The 16,235-nt window shown below is 56.3% G+C and carries 13 protein-coding genes; 7 read left to right on the forward strand and 6 right to left on the reverse strand.

Going from position 1 to position 16,235, the window contains the following annotated elements; all coding sequences use genetic code 11:
• Nucleotides 1-23 precede the first annotated feature (23 nt).
• Together ACR0KG_RS19340 and ACR0KG_RS19345 are read right to left on the reverse strand one after the other, a co-directional pair.
• Nucleotides 24-1,178, reverse strand: coding sequence for an aromatic ring-hydroxylating oxygenase subunit alpha (locus tag ACR0KG_RS19340; RefSeq protein WP_480551282.1), 1,155 nt, complete (start codon nt 1,176-1,178; stop codon nt 24-26).
• A 96-nt stretch (nt 1,179-1,274) separates the two neighbouring features.
• Nucleotides 1,275-2,180 (reverse strand): LysR substrate-binding domain-containing protein, encoded by a 906-nt coding sequence (locus ACR0KG_RS19345; protein WP_480551284.1) that lies wholly within the window; start codon nt 2,178-2,180, stop codon nt 1,275-1,277.
• A gap of 464 nt (nt 2,181-2,644) precedes the next feature.
• Here ACR0KG_RS19345 and ACR0KG_RS19350 point away from each other — a divergent pair, with 464 nt between their 5' ends.
• From ACR0KG_RS19350 to ACR0KG_RS19365, 4 genes are all read left to right on the forward strand, one after another.
• Nucleotides 2,645-4,471: a BCCT family transporter gene (locus tag ACR0KG_RS19350; RefSeq protein ID WP_480828190.1), complete on the forward strand. Its 1,827-nt coding sequence runs from the start codon at nt 2,645-2,647 to the stop codon at nt 4,469-4,471.
• A 149-nt stretch (nt 4,472-4,620) separates the two neighbouring features.
• On the forward strand, nt 4,621-6,162 hold the full coding sequence (locus ACR0KG_RS19355) for a trimethylamine methyltransferase family protein (RefSeq protein ID WP_480828191.1): 1,542 nt from the start codon (nt 4,621-4,623) through the stop codon (nt 6,160-6,162).
• Nucleotides 6,163-6,303: 141 nt separating this feature from the next.
• Nucleotides 6,304-7,035 (forward strand): SDR family NAD(P)-dependent oxidoreductase, encoded by a 732-nt coding sequence (locus ACR0KG_RS19360; RefSeq protein WP_480828192.1) that lies wholly within the window; start codon nt 6,304-6,306, stop codon nt 7,033-7,035.
• Nucleotides 7,032-7,766, forward strand: coding sequence for an SDR family NAD(P)-dependent oxidoreductase (locus ACR0KG_RS19365; RefSeq protein ID WP_480828193.1), 735 nt, complete (start codon nt 7,032-7,034; stop codon nt 7,764-7,766). The genes ACR0KG_RS19360 and ACR0KG_RS19365 overlap by 4 nt, the downstream gene beginning before the upstream one ends.
• 4 nt (nt 7,767-7,770) lie before the next feature.
• Here the strand turns inward: ACR0KG_RS19365 and ACR0KG_RS19370 are convergent, their stop codons facing one another.
• The 4 genes from ACR0KG_RS19370 to ACR0KG_RS19385 form a co-directional block, all read right to left on the reverse strand.
• Nucleotides 7,771-9,009, reverse strand: a complete 1,239-nt coding sequence (locus ACR0KG_RS19370; RefSeq protein ID WP_480828194.1) for an NAD(P)/FAD-dependent oxidoreductase — start codon at nt 9,007-9,009, stop codon at nt 7,771-7,773.
• Between the two features lie 98 nt (nt 9,010-9,107).
• Nucleotides 9,108-10,604: an aldehyde dehydrogenase gene (locus ACR0KG_RS19375; RefSeq protein WP_480828195.1), complete on the reverse strand. Its 1,497-nt coding sequence runs from the start codon at nt 10,602-10,604 to the stop codon at nt 9,108-9,110.
• A gap of 3 nt (nt 10,605-10,607) precedes the next feature.
• Complete coding sequence (locus ACR0KG_RS19380) at nt 10,608-11,525, reverse strand: dihydrodipicolinate synthase family protein (RefSeq protein WP_480828196.1); 918 nt, start codon at nt 11,523-11,525, stop codon at nt 10,608-10,610.
• Nucleotides 11,526-11,532: 7 nt separating this feature from the next.
• Entirely contained in the window at nt 11,533-12,243 is a 711-nt protein-coding gene (locus ACR0KG_RS19385; protein WP_480828197.1) for a GntR family transcriptional regulator, read from the reverse strand.
• A 153-nt stretch (nt 12,244-12,396) separates the two neighbouring features.
• Here ACR0KG_RS19385 and ACR0KG_RS19390 point away from each other — a divergent pair, with 153 nt between their 5' ends.
• The 3 genes from ACR0KG_RS19390 (at nt 12,397) to ACR0KG_RS19400 (ending at nt 16,234) form a co-directional block, all read left to right on the forward strand.
• On the forward strand, nt 12,397-13,347 hold the full coding sequence (locus tag ACR0KG_RS19390; protein WP_480828198.1) for a GlxA family transcriptional regulator: 951 nt from the start codon (nt 12,397-12,399) through the stop codon (nt 13,345-13,347).
• Nucleotides 13,348-13,737: 390 nt separating this feature from the next.
• Nucleotides 13,738-14,715: a glycosyltransferase family 2 protein gene (locus ACR0KG_RS19395; RefSeq protein ID WP_480828229.1), complete on the forward strand. Its 978-nt coding sequence runs from the start codon at nt 13,738-13,740 to the stop codon at nt 14,713-14,715.
• On the forward strand, nt 14,699-16,234 hold the full coding sequence (locus ACR0KG_RS19400; RefSeq protein ID WP_480828199.1) for a hypothetical protein: 1,536 nt from the start codon (nt 14,699-14,701) through the stop codon (nt 16,232-16,234). Before ACR0KG_RS19395 ends, ACR0KG_RS19400 begins: the two co-directional genes overlap by 17 nt.
• Nucleotide 16,235: the final 1 nt, after the last annotated feature.

Genomic DNA, 16,235 nt, shown 5'->3' on the forward strand with positions numbered 1-16,235 from the left:
TAACTCCACCTGCGATGTCGAGATTATTCGGAGCGTCCGTTCTCGATCTGCGTTGCCACCCAGTGGTGGAAGTTGTGCGTTGGGCCATCCATCGCTGGCGAGAACCGGCCGCCATCAAACAGCATACCATGTCGCCCTTTTTGCATGCCTTCGACGACAAAAACGTCTTCTTCGAAAACGGTTTTCCATAGTTGTGCATTCGAGGCGCGCAGCCCGTCATGTTCGGGTGTATCAGCCTCGCTTTTGGCATAGTAGAGCTCGATATGCTCAACCGTATTGCCCTGATCGACAGGTTCCAGGATGATTGCAAAGCTGTGATCGCGCTGAACGCCCAGCAAGACGTTCGGGTATAGAGCGATGTATTCCGCGCCTTCATCCCATTTGTCGCTGAGGCCCGGAAAATCAGGCATTGTTGCGCCATCCTGATCGGTCAACTGCCGATAGACCAACGTGCCCTGACCCGAATAATGCCCGCGCTTTTCGATGTTGTAGTGATCTTCCAGCCGGGAATAGCTGTTGAGCCCCGGATGGACCCACGGCAGGTGATAGCTTTCGCAATAGTTTTCAACCGCCAGCTTCCAGTTGGTTTTGACCTCAAGTTTCAACGAGGATTCATCGCCGCCATGAAACAGGGGAGTTTCGAATTCTCTCCAGCGTTCCAGCAATTCTCCATGCGCATCCTCAAAGGTCGGAGCATTGCCGTCGACATTCACAAAGATCACATCGCGCCAGACATGCGAACGGATACGCACCAGCCCAAGGTCTTCGTTTTTGACATCTTCATGTTTGTTCTGACCAGGGCCGCCAACATGGGGTGTCGCGCGCAACTCTCCCTTCAGGCTGTAACACCAGCTGTGATAGGGGCAGCGAATAGCGCCGCCGATTTTCTTGGGTGCATCCACAAGGATCATCCCGCGGTGGCGGCAGGTGTTTTGAAACACGCCAATCTCGCCATCACGGTCACGGACGATCAACAGGGGCATGCCCAGAAAATCCACCGGTTTTGCATCGCCGGATTCTGGGACGTCTTTGCCAAATCCGATGCCGGACCAGTTTGCATAAAGAACCGATTGCCGCTCCTCGGCGAAAACGCCGGGGTCGACATAATGTTCGTTTGGCAGGCCGTTGGCGGTGTTCACATCGGCCAGAACCGACGAAAGCGGGCTATGTTTGTTCATCAGGCTCTCCTGCGGCTGGATTGCATTGCAAAACCTATTGGCGGACAGAATGGGTTTTCATCAATATCAGAAAACCTCATCACAGGTTGAGTTGAATTAAACCGTCCCTTCGCGCACCTCTTGAATGATCCAATCTTTGAGCGCTCGGGCGTTGTCGGACAGCTCATCATCTGGCCGACCGACAAGGTAAAACTGGTTGGGTGCCGTCAGATAATGTGAGCCGATGGGAACAAGTTTGCCCGACTGCAACATAGGCTGAATCAACCGCTGCCACCCCAGAACCAGACCTGCCCCTTTACGGGCCAGTTGCAAAGCGACCGAATAGCTGTTGACCCGCGCCTCGGATGTCAGTCGTTCCTCATAACCCAGTTCGCGGAACCAATCTGGCCATGTGGTCCAGCTGTTGTCTTCGGAATCAAGATGTATCAGGCGTTGGGCTGCAATATCCTTTAACCCTGTTCGGTTCAGGCGCTCGGCCAATTCCGGGCTGCCGACCGGGATCAGGTTGTCACGATAAAGCGCGGTGTGGTCCAAGTTTGCGTCACTGTCGCGCCCGTAGCGGATAAAGAAATCCAGGTCAGGGCGATCCCGAAAAGGCCGGTCCTGCGAGATTTGATCAACGCTGATCTCGGGCGCGTCTCGCCAGAACCTGATCACCGATGGGGACAGCCAAAGGGCTGCAACGGCAGTGGTTGAGCCCACGGTCACTTTTCCGCCAAGCGAGCGATCCCGTATGGTAGACAGGGTCTTTGAGATACGGGCGAATGAGGTCGACAGCGCCTCGTACAATGCTTTGCCGTCATCGGTCAGATCAACGCTGCGGTGTTTGCGCTGGAACAGCGGTGCCTCCAGATACCCTTCGAGTGCTTTGATTTGATGGCTGACTGCGCCGGGCGTCACCGAAAGCTCTTCGGCGGCGTTTTTAAAGCTGAGGTGGCGCGCCGCGGCTTCGAAAGCAGCAAGGGTGGTAAGAGGCGGCAGTTTATAGTGGCGTCGGGACATCAGGACCTGGCTGATTACGGATTAGTCTTGTTCGCGTGACTATGAAAATTTTTGCCATTGAAAGAAAGCAATTGATGCATCGAGAATACGGCAAATTGCCGGAACCGCGATCCATGGGTCGTCTAAACCTGTAAAAAGGTCGGTTTTGGTGCGACAATTTAGCAAGGGGCGCTTTACGCAAACAGAAGAACTTGGATCACATTCGGCAGAGAACACGAAACACGCTCGCCGAAACTGTGGGCCGCTTCACCAACGACCTTAAAAATGCGGGTCTGAATTGTCGCTATCGCGAATCAAGGAACGGTGAAGCCTCGTGGGCGTATTCCAAGAAAACAAGAACTGTAGGCGCGTCTGAACACACGGCTTGGGAAGCAGTAAGCAAACGATAACTTAAAGAATAATGAGAGGGCATCGCTCCTGCGGCAGCTCTCCGCCCCCTCGGATCGACAACACGGAGGAGAGATATGTCGGTACCTGAACCATTCACGGATCTTGAGATAGAAACGGCAGATGCCGGTTTCTATGAGAATTACAGCGTGCCGATTGCGCTGATCAGCAAGGGCATTATGGTAGCCCTTGTGCTGTGGGCGCTGGTTTTTCCCGCGAATGCCAACAGTACATTGGGCAGCTGGAACGGTCGCTTGCTGGAAAGCTTCAATAGTTTTTATGTTATTATTGTTGGCCTGTTCTTCTTCTTCCTGGCGATCGTCGCCATTATCCCATCAACCGGTAAGCGGATCATGGGTACACCGGGTGAAAGGCCCGAGTTCTCAAACTTCTCATGGTTTTCGATGATGTTCGGCGCCGGTTTGGGCGTCGGGCTGATGGTCTTTGCAACGGCTGAACCGCTCGGCCTGTGGGGATCGAACCCCGTTGTTGTCTCGGGCGCGGTCGAGGGTAACAGCCCCGAAGCGCTGCAGTCGGCTTATCGCTTTACCTACCTGCATTATGGTTTCCATGCCTGGGCCATTTACGTGGTGACCGGCCTGTCGCTGGCTTACTACGCCTATACCCGCAACATGCCACTGACCATCCGGTCGGCGCTGACACCCTTGTTCGGTCGCCTGATGAACGGGTTCCTGGGTCATGTGGTCGACGTACTGGGTGTTGTGGCGACAATCCTCGGCGTCTCGGTGACGATTGGATATGGCGTCAGCCAATTCATCGATGGTGTATACGCGATCACCGGTATGCAATGGGTGATGGACCTGGGTGGCGAAGTCCCGACGCCAAGCAAAGTGGGTCTGATCTCGGGTCTGCTGGTCATCATGAGCCTGTCGATCATCTCGGCGGTTTCAGGTGTTGGGCGCGGGGTTAAGTACTTGTCGAACCTCAACCTGGTTCTGTCGATCATCCTGTTGGGAACATTTGTTGTGTTTGGGTCGTTCGTCTTCGCGATGACCACCTATGGTACAGCGATGGTGGACTACATCCTTCACTTCCTGTCACTGAGCTTTAGCGCCTATGGTCCAATGTCTGCGGATGCCTTCGCCGCTGGTCTGCCGGAAGCGGCACAGCCGATGGCTGGCGATCTGATGGCTGGTGCGACCAATGCCTGGGGCAGCTTTGATGGCTTCAAGGATAGCCTGACAGGTGCAGCCGCCGAGCTGGATGCCGAGACGCTGGCTGCAGTCTATGCCGCTGGTGAACAGGGCCGCCAGTTCGGATGGCAGGCTGGTTGGACCACGTTCTACTGGGCCTGGTGGATCGCGTTCTCGCCCTTCGTGGGCCTGTTCCTGGCGCGTATCTCCAAGGGTCGTTCGGTGCGTGAGTTCATCTTGGGCTGTGTCTTCGCACCGGCGCTGGTGTGCTTTGCATGGATGACCGTTCTGGGTGGCACTGCGATTGATCTGGAACTGGCAGGCGCTGCCGAAGGTGCGATCATTGGTGCATCGAACACAAACAAGCTGTTTGTGACGCTGTCCTACATGATCGATGGTGGGCTGCTGTCCATGCTGAATGTCATGTGCGTGATCCTGATCATGACCTTCCTGGTAACCTCGGCGGACTCGGGCATTCTGGTGATGAACACCATCATGTCGGGTGGCAGCCAGGAAACCGGGATCAAGCATCGTATCATCTGGGGTGTCATCCTGACGGCCGTAATCGGTGCGCTGATCCTGGCCGCAGGTGACAACAATCCGATGGACGCTTTGCGCAATGCTATGATCATCGGCGCGCTTCCGTTCACGATGGTGATGGGGCTGATGTGTATCTCGCTGGCCAAGGCACTGTTCCGCGACGGTCAACGCGACAAACACGAAGCCGCAAGTGCACAGGCCGCTGAATAAGCTTCAAGCTTGATATACAAAACCAGAACGCCGCCCCCTTGGGCGGCGTTTTTCGTGTCGCTTCCTGCAATCACATATCGCAATCAGAGAGGTAATCCCCGGTCGACCCCGCCAAAGTAAGCAGGAAGAAGGAGGATTGCCCCGTGAACATGCGTACTACGACACGTGCCGGTGGGCGCTCGGCCCGCCGCGCCATACGTACCGCTCCAAATTTCGAGATGCTGCCAGGACTGACCCGCGGCATCCCGCTGTGCGAAGTGATGGACGGAAGCCAAGTTGAGCGCATCGATAGTGCATCGATGGACATCCTTGAAAACGTAGGCGTGCAGTTCCGCGATCCGATTGCCCTGGAAGACTGGAAGCGGGCAGGGGCCAAAGTCGAAGGTGAGTTGGTCTATCTAGATCGTGGCCTCGTGCGCGAGTTGCTCGCAACCATCCCGTCGGATTTCACATATCACGCGCGTGATCCGAATAAGAACGTGCGGCTGGGGGGAAGGCACTCGATCTTTGTGCCTATGACCGGTGCACCGTTCCTGCGCGATCTGGACGATGTGCGAAGGAATCCAACGCTGGACGATTTGGCAGTGTTTCACAAACTCAGCCACATGATGCCCGCGTTGCATTCCTCGGCGCATCACATCGTCGAACCGTATGATCACCCGATCAGCCAACGGCATCTGCGTATCACCTATTCGTCGATGAAACACTCGGACAAGACGTTCATGGGCATGACCACCTCGCCCAAGAACGCCGAGGATGTGATGGACATGTGCGCGATCCTGTTTGGCGAAGATTTTCTTGAGCAACACCCGGTCACCACCGGGAATTGCAACGGCAACTCGCCGTTGGTCTGGGATGAGACAATGCTGGGGGCGATGCGTGCCTTCTGTCGTCGCAATCAGCCGGTTTTATGCTCTCCGTTCGTTTTGGGCGGGGCCAACACGCCTGCCTCCGTTCCCGCCACGGTCGCACAGCTGAATGCCGAGGCGCTGAGTGCGTTGGCTTACACGCAAGTGATCCGCAAAGGGGCTCCGGCGATCTATGGCCATTATCTGTCGACCGTGTCCATGAAGTCCGGCGCCCCGATGGCTGGCACGCCGGAAATCAGCCTGATGAACTTCATGATCGGTCAGATGGCGCGATACTACGACGTGCCTTGGCGTACATCGAACACCTTGGGCGGGGCCAAGACCTTTGATGCGCAGGCGGGGTATGAGTCGGCCACAACGCTGAGCGCGGTCATTCATGCGGGCGCGAACTATATCTGGCACAGCGCCGGGTGGAACGAGGCCGGGATGCACTGTTCCATTGCCAAATTCATCGTCGATGCCGAGCAATGCGCGATGGCCTATCGCATGGCCGAGGGGCCAAAGTGGGGTGATTTTGACGAAGCGCTTGCCGCGGTTCCAGACGTCGGACCCGGCGGGCACTATCTGGGCCATCCGCATACGCAGGACAATTTCCAGACGGCTTTCTTCATGCCTGAGATGTTTGACAACAACTCGATCGAACAATGGGTGGCCGAAGGTGAAGTTGAGATTACCGAACGTGCCCTGAACCATGCGCGTAAATTGTTGGCCGAGTATCAAGAACCGACGCTGGATATCGCCAAGAATGAAGAGTTGCTGGACTATATTGCACGGCGTGAGCGAGAGATACCGGCAGCGGATGAATTGAATCAAAGCTACTAAGCAATCTCCCCGACCTGGCCCGCCTGCACATAGGCGGGCTCTTTTTTAATCAGGTCTTGGCGGCAGATGTGAAGCTCGCAGAAGCTGAAAAAGATCGGAGCGGCGTATGGTTGACATTGGCCTGATGTATTGGATGAGAATATGGAATTGAACGGAAAATCGGCGCTTGTAACGGGTGCTGCAGGTGGAATTGGCATGGCCTTGGTGCAGCGTTTGCGCGACGCGGGTGCTCGTATCGCAGTGGCGGATCGAGATGTCGACGAGATCGGCGCTGAAGCGTATTTGCCTGGGGATCTTTTAGACCCCGATTATACGGATGGTCTACCAAGTGCGGCGGCTTCGGCTTTGGGCGGTTTGGACATCGTCATAAACAATGCCGGTGTCATAACACGCGGATCCGTTACTGAGACGTCAGACAATGATTGGTCATTGTCGCTGGGTGTAAATGTCGAGGCCCCGTTTCGCATCTGCCGCGCCGCAATCCCGATCTTGGCCAATGCCGGGGGCGGAGCTATCGTCAACACGGCCTCATGCTGGGGTTTGCGTCCGGGGCCTAATCATGCGGTCTATTGCATGACCAAGGCGGCCATTGCATCCTTGACCCAATGTATGGGGATGGATCACGCGCACCAGGGCATTCGCATCAATGCGGTTTGTCCGAACGAAGTGAATACGCCGATGCTGCGCTCTGGCTTTGAAAAACGGGGATTTGATCCGGACACAGCGGTGGCGGGACTGGGGCAAACCGTACCATTGGGTCGGATCGCCGAGCCCGAAGACATTTCCGATGTCGTACTGTTCCTTGTGTCAGACGCGTCGCGCTATGTGTGCGGCACGTTGGTCGAAGTGAACGGAGGCAAACCTGTTTCATGACACGATTTGAAGGTAAAACTGCGCTGGTTACAGGCGGTCGCAGCGGCATTGGCCGCGCTGTCGCGATACGGCTGCAACAAGAAGGCGCGCGCGTTTTTACGGCACAACGCGGGGCGGATGATGATTTCGAAGGGATCACCGCAGATTTCACCGATCCCGCTACGCCGCAGCGCGTGATTGACGCAGTCATCGCCAAGGCCGGACGTCTGGATGTTCTGGTCAACAATTCAGGTATGATGCAGGAGGCGTCGGTTGAAGCGATGAGCTTGCAAGACTGGCAGCGCACGCTGTCTGTCAACCTGACGGCGCCTTTCTTGATGATCAAAGCCGCGCTGCCGCACCTGCGCAAAACGCAGGGTTCCATTGTGAATACCGGATCGATTGAGGGGCTGGGCAGCAACCCGGGTCATGCCGCCTATTGCGCGTCAAAGGCGGGGTTGCATGGCCTGACCCGTGCGGTTGCTGTCGATCATGGGAAGGATGGTATCCGATGCAACGCGATTGCGCCCGGTTGGATCGATACCGATCTGAATCTGGACTATATTGACTCGATGCCTGATCCCGATGCGTTTCGTAGCAACATAGGCGGCATTCATCCGGTCGGTCGCACAGGACAGCCCAAAGAGGTTGCGGCCTTGGTCGCGTTTCTGGCATCGGACGATGCGTCCTTTATCACTGGGCAGGTTTATACAGTGGATGGGGGTAGGATGGCAAAGCTGAGCTTGCCTTGACGGGTTATTCTTTGCCCGAGCGCCACTCTTTCCACTTGAGGTAGCTGTTTGCGCCAATTGACGCGAGGGGTTCCGGCGGTAGGCGTGGGGGCGTGGGCTGTGCGGTGAAATGATCGGCGATTTCGGATTTGCCCTGCAGGATGAGTTCTGCCACGCCCATGCCTTGTAGCGTCCCGCGTGCGATGCCCAGTCCGTTCTGACAGCAGGCCGAATAGACACCACTTTCAAGCTCCCCAAACGCAGCGGATCCGTTCCGGCTGAGGCACAACATCCCGGCCCAACGATGCTCCATCTGCAGATCGGGTAGGTGTGGGAACCGTTCGCGGAACTTACGATCATGCACGCGGCCAGCCTTGCTTAGCCGCGCCTCAGATGTCTCAAGATCAGGATGAAAGCTAGAGGATGTGCGGACCAAAATACGGTCGCCATAGCTGCCTGAAACGCGCCTGACCGATGTACCCATTGGGTTCGCAGGTGTAACAGACCAGCGTGATTGTCCGCCGAGCGTTTTGATCTGTTCGGGCGTCATCGGTTCCGTCAGTGACGCGTAGAGACAGATATGCATCAGGCGCCGGGCATAGAATCCGAAGCTTTCGAGATGGCCATTATTGGCCAGAATAATGCTGCCGGTGGTGACCTTTGCCTTGGGCGTCCGAACAAGCCACCCGTTGCCTTGCCTCTCGAACGCAATGACCGGAGAGCGTTCGAATATCCGCACCAGCTCCGACAACGTCTTAGCCAAAGCACGCACATAGGTTGCCGGTTGGATCATCACCGTTCCAGGTGCATAAAGCGCTGAGGTGTAATGAGGGCTGCCGGTGATCTCGCTGATCTGCTGGCGATCATACAGCGTATGTGGCTCGCCCAGCTTCTTCAGATGCTCGGCGAACTCCAGGTTGTGGGCGTCACCGCCGGGTGTTGCGGCTGCATTGAACTTGCCGCATGGATCAAAGGCTTCCTGCGGCAGATCGCATTCGGTGGCAACATGGGTCGCAAAGGCGATGGCTTTGCGATTCAGCGCGATGGCAGCGCGATCCGATTCCAACGCATCGCCTGCATAATTATCCGAGGCCAGATCATGCGGCAGATCGATCATGAACCCTGAATTGCGACCAGCGGACCCTTCGGCAATATGCCCGGCCTCAAGCAAGACAACCCTGAGCGACGGGTCGATCTGATGCAGACGCCGCGCCGCGTTGAGCCCCGCGAAGCCACCACCGACGATGGTGACATCAGCGCTCAAGTCCTCGCTGAGCGCTGGCAAAGCCTTCCTAGGGGGCAGAATAGCGTTCCACCCGGCCGGACCTGTTTGCCGAGGAAGCCGTTTGGCCTCGAACCGCGTCAATCCACGGCCTCGTCCGCATCATCAGCCAGATCAATCCAGATGGTCTTAAGCTGGGTGTACTGATCGTGGGCATGAACCGAGTTGTCGCGCCCACCAAAGCCTGATTGCTTGTAGCCACCAAAGGGCGTTGTGATATCACCCTCGCCGAAGCTGTTCACCGTAACCGTACCCGCACGGATTGCCCGCGCGCCGCGAATGGCGCGTTTGGCGTTGGCTGTGAAGATTGAAGCGCAGAGGCCATAATCCGTGTCATTGGCGATTTTGACGGCTTCGTCGAAGCCGGATACCTCGATCACCGACAAGATGGGGCCAAATATCTCCTCGCGCGCCAGGGTAGCATCGTTTCCGGGAACCTCGACCACTGTAGCCTCGACAAAGCCATCTGCAGCTTTGCCACCGATAACCACATTCTCGGCTTGATCCAAATACCCGCATACCTTGGTGTAGTGCCCTTCGCTGACCAATGCGCCCAACCGTGTTTCCGGGTCCAACGGATCGCCGATATTCCACTGCTTGGCGTGATGCGCGATGCGTTCCAGCAACTCTGCCTTTACATCCTTGTGCACAATCAGCCGCGATGAGGCCGAGCAATTTTCGCCCATGTTCCAGAACGCGCCGTTCACCACATGGGCCGCCACGCGGTCGAGGTTTTCGGCATCCTCCATTACGATCGCGGGGTTCTTGCCTCCCATCTCAAGCACCACCTCTTTGGCGTTGCTTTCGGCGGAATAGGTCAAGAAGCGTTTGCCGGTCACGGTCGAGCCTGTGAAGGACACCATATCGATATCCATATGCCGCCCGATGGGTTCTCCAACCTCTGGGCCACCGCCCGGAACGATGTTCAGAACGCCCCGCGGAAGGCCCGCTTCCATCGCCAGTTCGGCCAGGCGCAGGGCCGTCAGCGTTGTTTCAGTTGCTGGTTTCACTACTACCGAACAGCCTGCTGCCAAAGCAGGTCCGATCTTCCACGCCAGCATAAGCAAAGGGAAGTTCCAAGGCAGTACCAGCCCCACAACCCCAATCGGTTCACGCACCACCATGGCAATGTGGTCATCACTGGCGGGCGAGACCTGATCGTAGATCTTATCAATCGCTTCGGCATGCCATTTCAGGCAATGGATTGACTCGGGAAGGTCCACGGTTTCGCAATCGTAGATGGTCTTGCCGCTATCGATGCTTTCCATCACCGCCAGTTCCCTCGCATTGCGTGTCATTAGTTTGCAGAGCCGGATCAACACATCCTTGCGGTCGGAGGGGTGCAGTTTGGACCAGCGCCCATCGTCAAATGCCTCACGCGCCTTTGCGACGGCAAAGTCCACATCCGCCGCACCGCACGCCGCGATATCGGCCAGCTTGTCGCCGGTGGCAGGGTTCACTGTCTCAAAAGTGTCGCCCGAGATTGCCGGGCGGAATGCACCGTCGATGAAGGCTCCGGTGGGCAGGGTCAGACCTGCAGCGATGGATTTGTATTCGTCCAATGTCAGCAGTTCCATGCCTTAACCCTCCGCTACAATATCTGCGATTTTCTTTTTCAGTACGCGCGTCACCTGTTCCAACGCGCGCTTGTCATCCTTGTTCAGACCTTTCAGAGGCGCCCGCATTGTGCCTGCGTCGATCCCGTTCATGGTCACACCATGCTTGATGGTCTGGATGAACTTGCCGCCCTGTTCCAACACCCGCATCAGTGGCATCATGGCCGACATGATCCGGCGGCCCTTGGTAAAGTTACCTTCGATCACACAGGCCTGATACAGCGCAACATGTTCGACCGGCAGGAAGTTTGATCCGCCGCAGACCCAGAATGGCGCGCCCCAGGCGAAGAATTCCAGCGCCTGATCATCCATGCCGCACCCCAGTTGAATATGCGGGTAATCCCGCGCCAGCAGATGCACCCGGTTGATATCGCCCGAGCTTTCCTTGATGCCACAAAAATTCCGACTGCCCCCAACGCGGTCCAGAAACTCTTCGCCCATCATCGTGCCGGTCCGATGGGGATAGTTGTACAGCATCACCGGCAAGTCAGCGGCCTTGTCGATGGCCAGAGCATTGAGCGCATTTTCACGATCTGTGGGCACCGAGTAGGGAGGGCTGGCCAACAAAATAGCATCAGCGTCGATTTCGCGCGCACCCGTCGCCAAAGCTATTGAGTCCGGCGTCAGCATCGCACCGGTCCCAACGACCAGCGGCACACGACCTTTCAGTCGGTCATGCGTAAACCGCGCAAGCTCCAACCGTTCTTCAACGGTTTGCGCATAGTTTTCGCCAGTCGAACCGCCTGAGATCAGGCCATGTACGCCATGTTCGATCAGGTATTCGATCACTTGCGCCAGCGCGTCCCAATTTACACTGCCATCGTCGTGATAGGGTGTGACCACCGGGGTATAAATCCCCTCAAACTTGAAAATCGGGTTCATTCGGTCCTCATGCGGGTTTCGAAAGCGGGGACAGGCCCAATGGCACATCCAATGCGTCTGGCATCACGAACAGTTCGATCTGATCGCGGGATAGGTTCCAGTGCTCGTCGGCCAGCTGCGCAGCAGCCGCCTCATCGCCTGCCTCGATGGCGGCGATGATGGCGTCATGCTGGGTGCTGGCTTCCGATAGGTTTTCGGACATTTTTGCGGTTTGTGGCCTATAGAACGTCATCCCGATCCGGGCGTGATCAATCAACAGCCTGTTGAAGGACGGCAGCAGGTAGACGTTCCCCGACATCTCTCCGGTCAATTCATGAAAACGATTGTTGGCGAGTGCGCGATCCGCTGCCGAACCAGTGCGGAGGGCTGATTTGAAGGCCAGCTGTGCCGTTTTCAGGTCTTCGATTTGGGCAGGCGTCGCATTGCTGGCCGCCAATCGCAACACCGCGCCATAAATCATGGGGGCGGCCAGAAAGAAGTCGCGCAAGGTGGTGTAAGACATCTCGGACACCCGCGCGCTGCGATTGGTGCGCAGCTCTAGATAGCCTTCGCCCCCCAATTGCCTGAATACTTCGCGCAAAGGGGTTCTGGACAGGCCAAATTCATCCGACAGAAGCGCCTCATCCAGGTCCGTGCCGGGCTGTAGGCGCAATGTCAGGATCGAGACTTTCAAATGCTCCATCAACTCGGTTTTGCGAGATTTGGGATCGTCTTTCATCTGATCTCCGTGACTTAGAAGTATTCGAATCAGGGACTTCTCACCTCAGATGTGTATGCGTAAAAAATACAACTTGTATACAGTAAAAAATAATGCAGCATGAACCATCGGTGACAAATCCGGCCGGAATCGGCCTTTCGAGTGGAAGCCCCAATGCGCCAGACGCGGCATATCACCTTTATTTTGGTCGAGGAGTTTTCCCACCTCGCGTTTTCATGCGCGGTGGAACCGCTGCGCATCGCGAATTGGGTCAGTGAAGAGCAGCTGTATGATTGGTCTATGATTTCCGAAGACGGCGAGCGCGCGGTCTGTTCAAATGGGCTGGTCACGTTGGTTCATGGCGGTCTGGAGGACCTACCCAAAACTGACCAACTGTTTGTTTTGTCAGGCATTCACATGCGCAATCACGTTACACGGCCTTTGCTGGCAACGCTTAGGCGTGAGCGCGCACAGGGCACATCCATCGGTGCCTTGTGCTCGGGCGCTTGGGTGCTGGCCAAAGCAGGGTTTCTGGACGGGATGCAGGCTGCGATTCACTGGGAATACCACGATGCCTTTATGGAAGCCTTTCCAGAGGTCAATCTGGTGCGCAGTGTTTTTGTCGCGGATGAGAAGCATATCACCGCCTCGGGAGGCACCGCGACCGCTGATTTGATGTTGCATCTGATCGAACGCGACCACGGGGCTGAGCTGGCCGTCGCGGTGGCGGATCAGATGGTCTACAATGCGGTGCGCAATGCAACCGCAAAGCAACGCGTTTCGCTGCAGTCGCGCAACGGTATGCGCAACGCCCACCTGGCCAGGTCGATAGAGATCATGCGCGACAGTATCGAAACGCCGGTGTCGCCGTCTGAGATTGCGGAGAGGCTGGGAATCTCAACGCGCCAGCTTGAACGTTTGTTCGGAAAATACCTGAACACCTCACCCAAGAAATACCTGATGGAGATGCGGCTGGAGCGTGCACAAAAGCTGCTATTGCAGACCGAAGCCTCGATTACCGAGGTCGCGTTCGCCTGCGGATTTGAAAATCCGGGCCATTTCTCGCGCGTGTACAGGTCAAGCTTTGGTGTGACACCGCATTCTCAGAGAAACAAATTGGATTGATCTTCCCGGCTATGTGGTAGGGTGAGCATAATGGTCGCAAAATGGGGACTCACTATGCCCACCCCCTTGGCCGACCATGAACCCCCTCGTTAAAATCTGACTAGTAAACTGATCGATCGGATAAGGTTGAACTACACAGCGAAACTGGCAGAACTATTACAATATCATGACAGTTTTGGGCGCGATTGTGACACAATGATTAATATGTCGTCCTCTTTGTTAACGTAACCTGTGTTTCGTGGGCTTGGCTAAGGCCCTGGCGTCATCTGCAGTGCAATCAGGTCGCAGTTGGGTTTCGGCTTCTTGGGCCGATGGTGACAACTCAGAGAAAATAGACAACACTCGCCAGGCGATCGCAGAATGTCGTGTCGGGCAGGTAGAGTGAACAAAATGACGCTAAAGGCGCTTCCCAAGCTGGTGGTTCAGATTCCGTGTCTGAATGAAGAAGAAACCTTACCTGCCGTCATTCGCGACATCCCGCGCGATATCTCTGGCGTGGGGGTGGTCGAGCTTCAGGTCATTGATGACGGATCAACGGATCGCACCAGTGAGATCTCAAAAGAACTTGGTGTTGAGCATGTTGTTCGCAACCGCGGCAACAAAGGGCTTGCTCGTTCGTTTCAGATAGGGATCGACAATGCCTTGGCCCAGGGGGCGGATATCATCGTTAACACGGATGGTGACAACCAATATTCCGGTGCATCCATCCCTGATCTGATTGCACCCATTCTGGCTGGGAAGGCTGACGTGGTCGTCGGAGATCGGAAGCCCGGCGAAAACCAATCGTTCTCACCCGTTAAGCGGATATTGCAACGGGTTGGCAGCCGCGTTGTTTCGGGCTTTGCGGGGCTAGAGGTGAACGATGCCGTTTCGGGGTTTCGCGCCTATTCGCGCGATGCGGCGTTGCATATCAATGTCATGACCAAATTCAGCTACACAACCGAAACACTTATCCATGCTGGACAGACGGGCTTGAGCGTCGTGACCGTCCCTGTTGAGGTCAATCAGGTCGAACGACCATCGCGTCTGTTCAAGTCCATGCGGTCCTTCATTTCGCGCCAGATGGGGACCATCTTGCGCAGTTACGTCATGTACCGCCCGCTCAAAGCCTTTGCCACCATCGGGCTGGTGCTGCTGCTGATCGGGATCATACCGATCGCGCGGTTCGTCTTTTTCTATCTGATGGGGGATGGCGACGGAAAAGTTCAGTCGCTTGTTCTGGGCGGTGCCTTTGTGGTGATGGGGTACTTCACGATCATTATTGCGATCCTGTCGGAAACGATTGCCACAAACCGGCGCCTGCTCGAAGCGACGTTGCGCCGGGTTCGGGAGTTGGAGCAAAGGGCGGAGCATGCAGATCGTGCATAACGCTTCGCAAACGGGATTTGTGGCATTCTGGGCAAGCAGACCGCTTGCAATGGTTGCCTTTGCCGGAGCAGCCTACCTTGCGGTTTTGTGTTGGCTTGCGCCGGGCCTGTACCCTGATCCGTTTTTCGGGGGCGCAATCTATGATGGCTATTATCACGCCATCCTGAACGGGCATTTTGATCTGCCACCCCGGCTATTGCGGTTCGAGGGACATTATACACCCGACGCTCAAGGTTATCTTTATCACGGGGCAGGGCCGTTGCTTCTGCGCTTTTTGTTCGGTTGGGCCTGGCCGTTCGAGTGGATCACGATGGCCGGGTTTTCGATCTGGTTTTGGACCGCACTTGGAACACTGGGTTATCAGGTGGCGCTAAAAGATCTGATTGCTAAAACCGCGACACCGGTACAAAGGAATGCACAGGGTTGGGCAGTCTTTTTTGCCGCGGCTTTGTGGGTTTGCGGACCTGCGACCCTGCTTGTGGTCAACCAATCCCTCTATCACGAACCTATCGCGCTGGCATATGGCGCGGCGGGTGCCTTTGTGGCGGTTTGGGTGCGCTTTAGTCAGGACAAGTTGCATCCTCTGTTGGCGTTTTCGGTATTGGCTTTGTGTGCAGCGATCACGGTGCATGCCCGCCCGAACCTGGCGATTGGACTGTATGTGGCTCTGACCGCCCTGTGCGGTTGGAACGTGATTAAACACGGTGTGCGACTGCTGCTGCCTGCGTTGGTTGCCGGAGCAATTCTGGGGGCCGGGGGGCTGCTCTATCTGGGCTTGAACACCCTCAGATTTGGCGGCGCTGCCGAAGTCCATGGATCGTTCGAGGTAAGCGAAACCCAATATGGTACGGTTTTCTGGGGGATAGAGCCTCAGGACTCCCCACGTGCGCAGGCATTTACCGAACATGGCCGATTTAATGTTGGGCGTATTCCACCGAATGCAGGATTGTATGCGTTTGACCTGCCTGCTCTGGAACTGACGCATCGCCCTTCGATGGCGATGTACAACCTATTCCAACGGGCGACCGAAGATCGTCTAGGGTATATCAGGGTCGAAGGGCCACGTTACGGGCTTTTGTGGCTTTGGTTGATTTGGTTCGGATTCGCAGCCATCGGTTTGACGCAGGTCAGGCGTGTAGACCATCTGGTGCTGGCCGCCGGTTTGTTGGTTGGCGTTCTGGTCACACTATCTTATGGGACGATCACGCTGAGATACCGTTTTGATCTGTGGCCGCTCATCGCGTTCCTGAGCTTTCTGGGGATATCCCGCGTTTTGGCGGGTGTTTCGAACGGTCATCAGCCAGGCATCTTCAAACGACTGGTTTTTGCCGCGGCGCTGATTGGAACGACAGTCACTGCGATGGCCACGTTTCAGTACACCGCTATGTTCCGCGAGATCGAAGGCAGTTTCTTCGCGCCATGGAGCAACGGCTACTGTATTGGTTTGGCCGAAGGCGTAGGGCTGCCGTCCGACCAGATGCCCGTGATCTGCCGGGCACCGACCGATTTGGAGGGTTAAG

The sequence above is a fragment of the Ruegeria sp. H4 genome, from assembly GCF_056533065.1.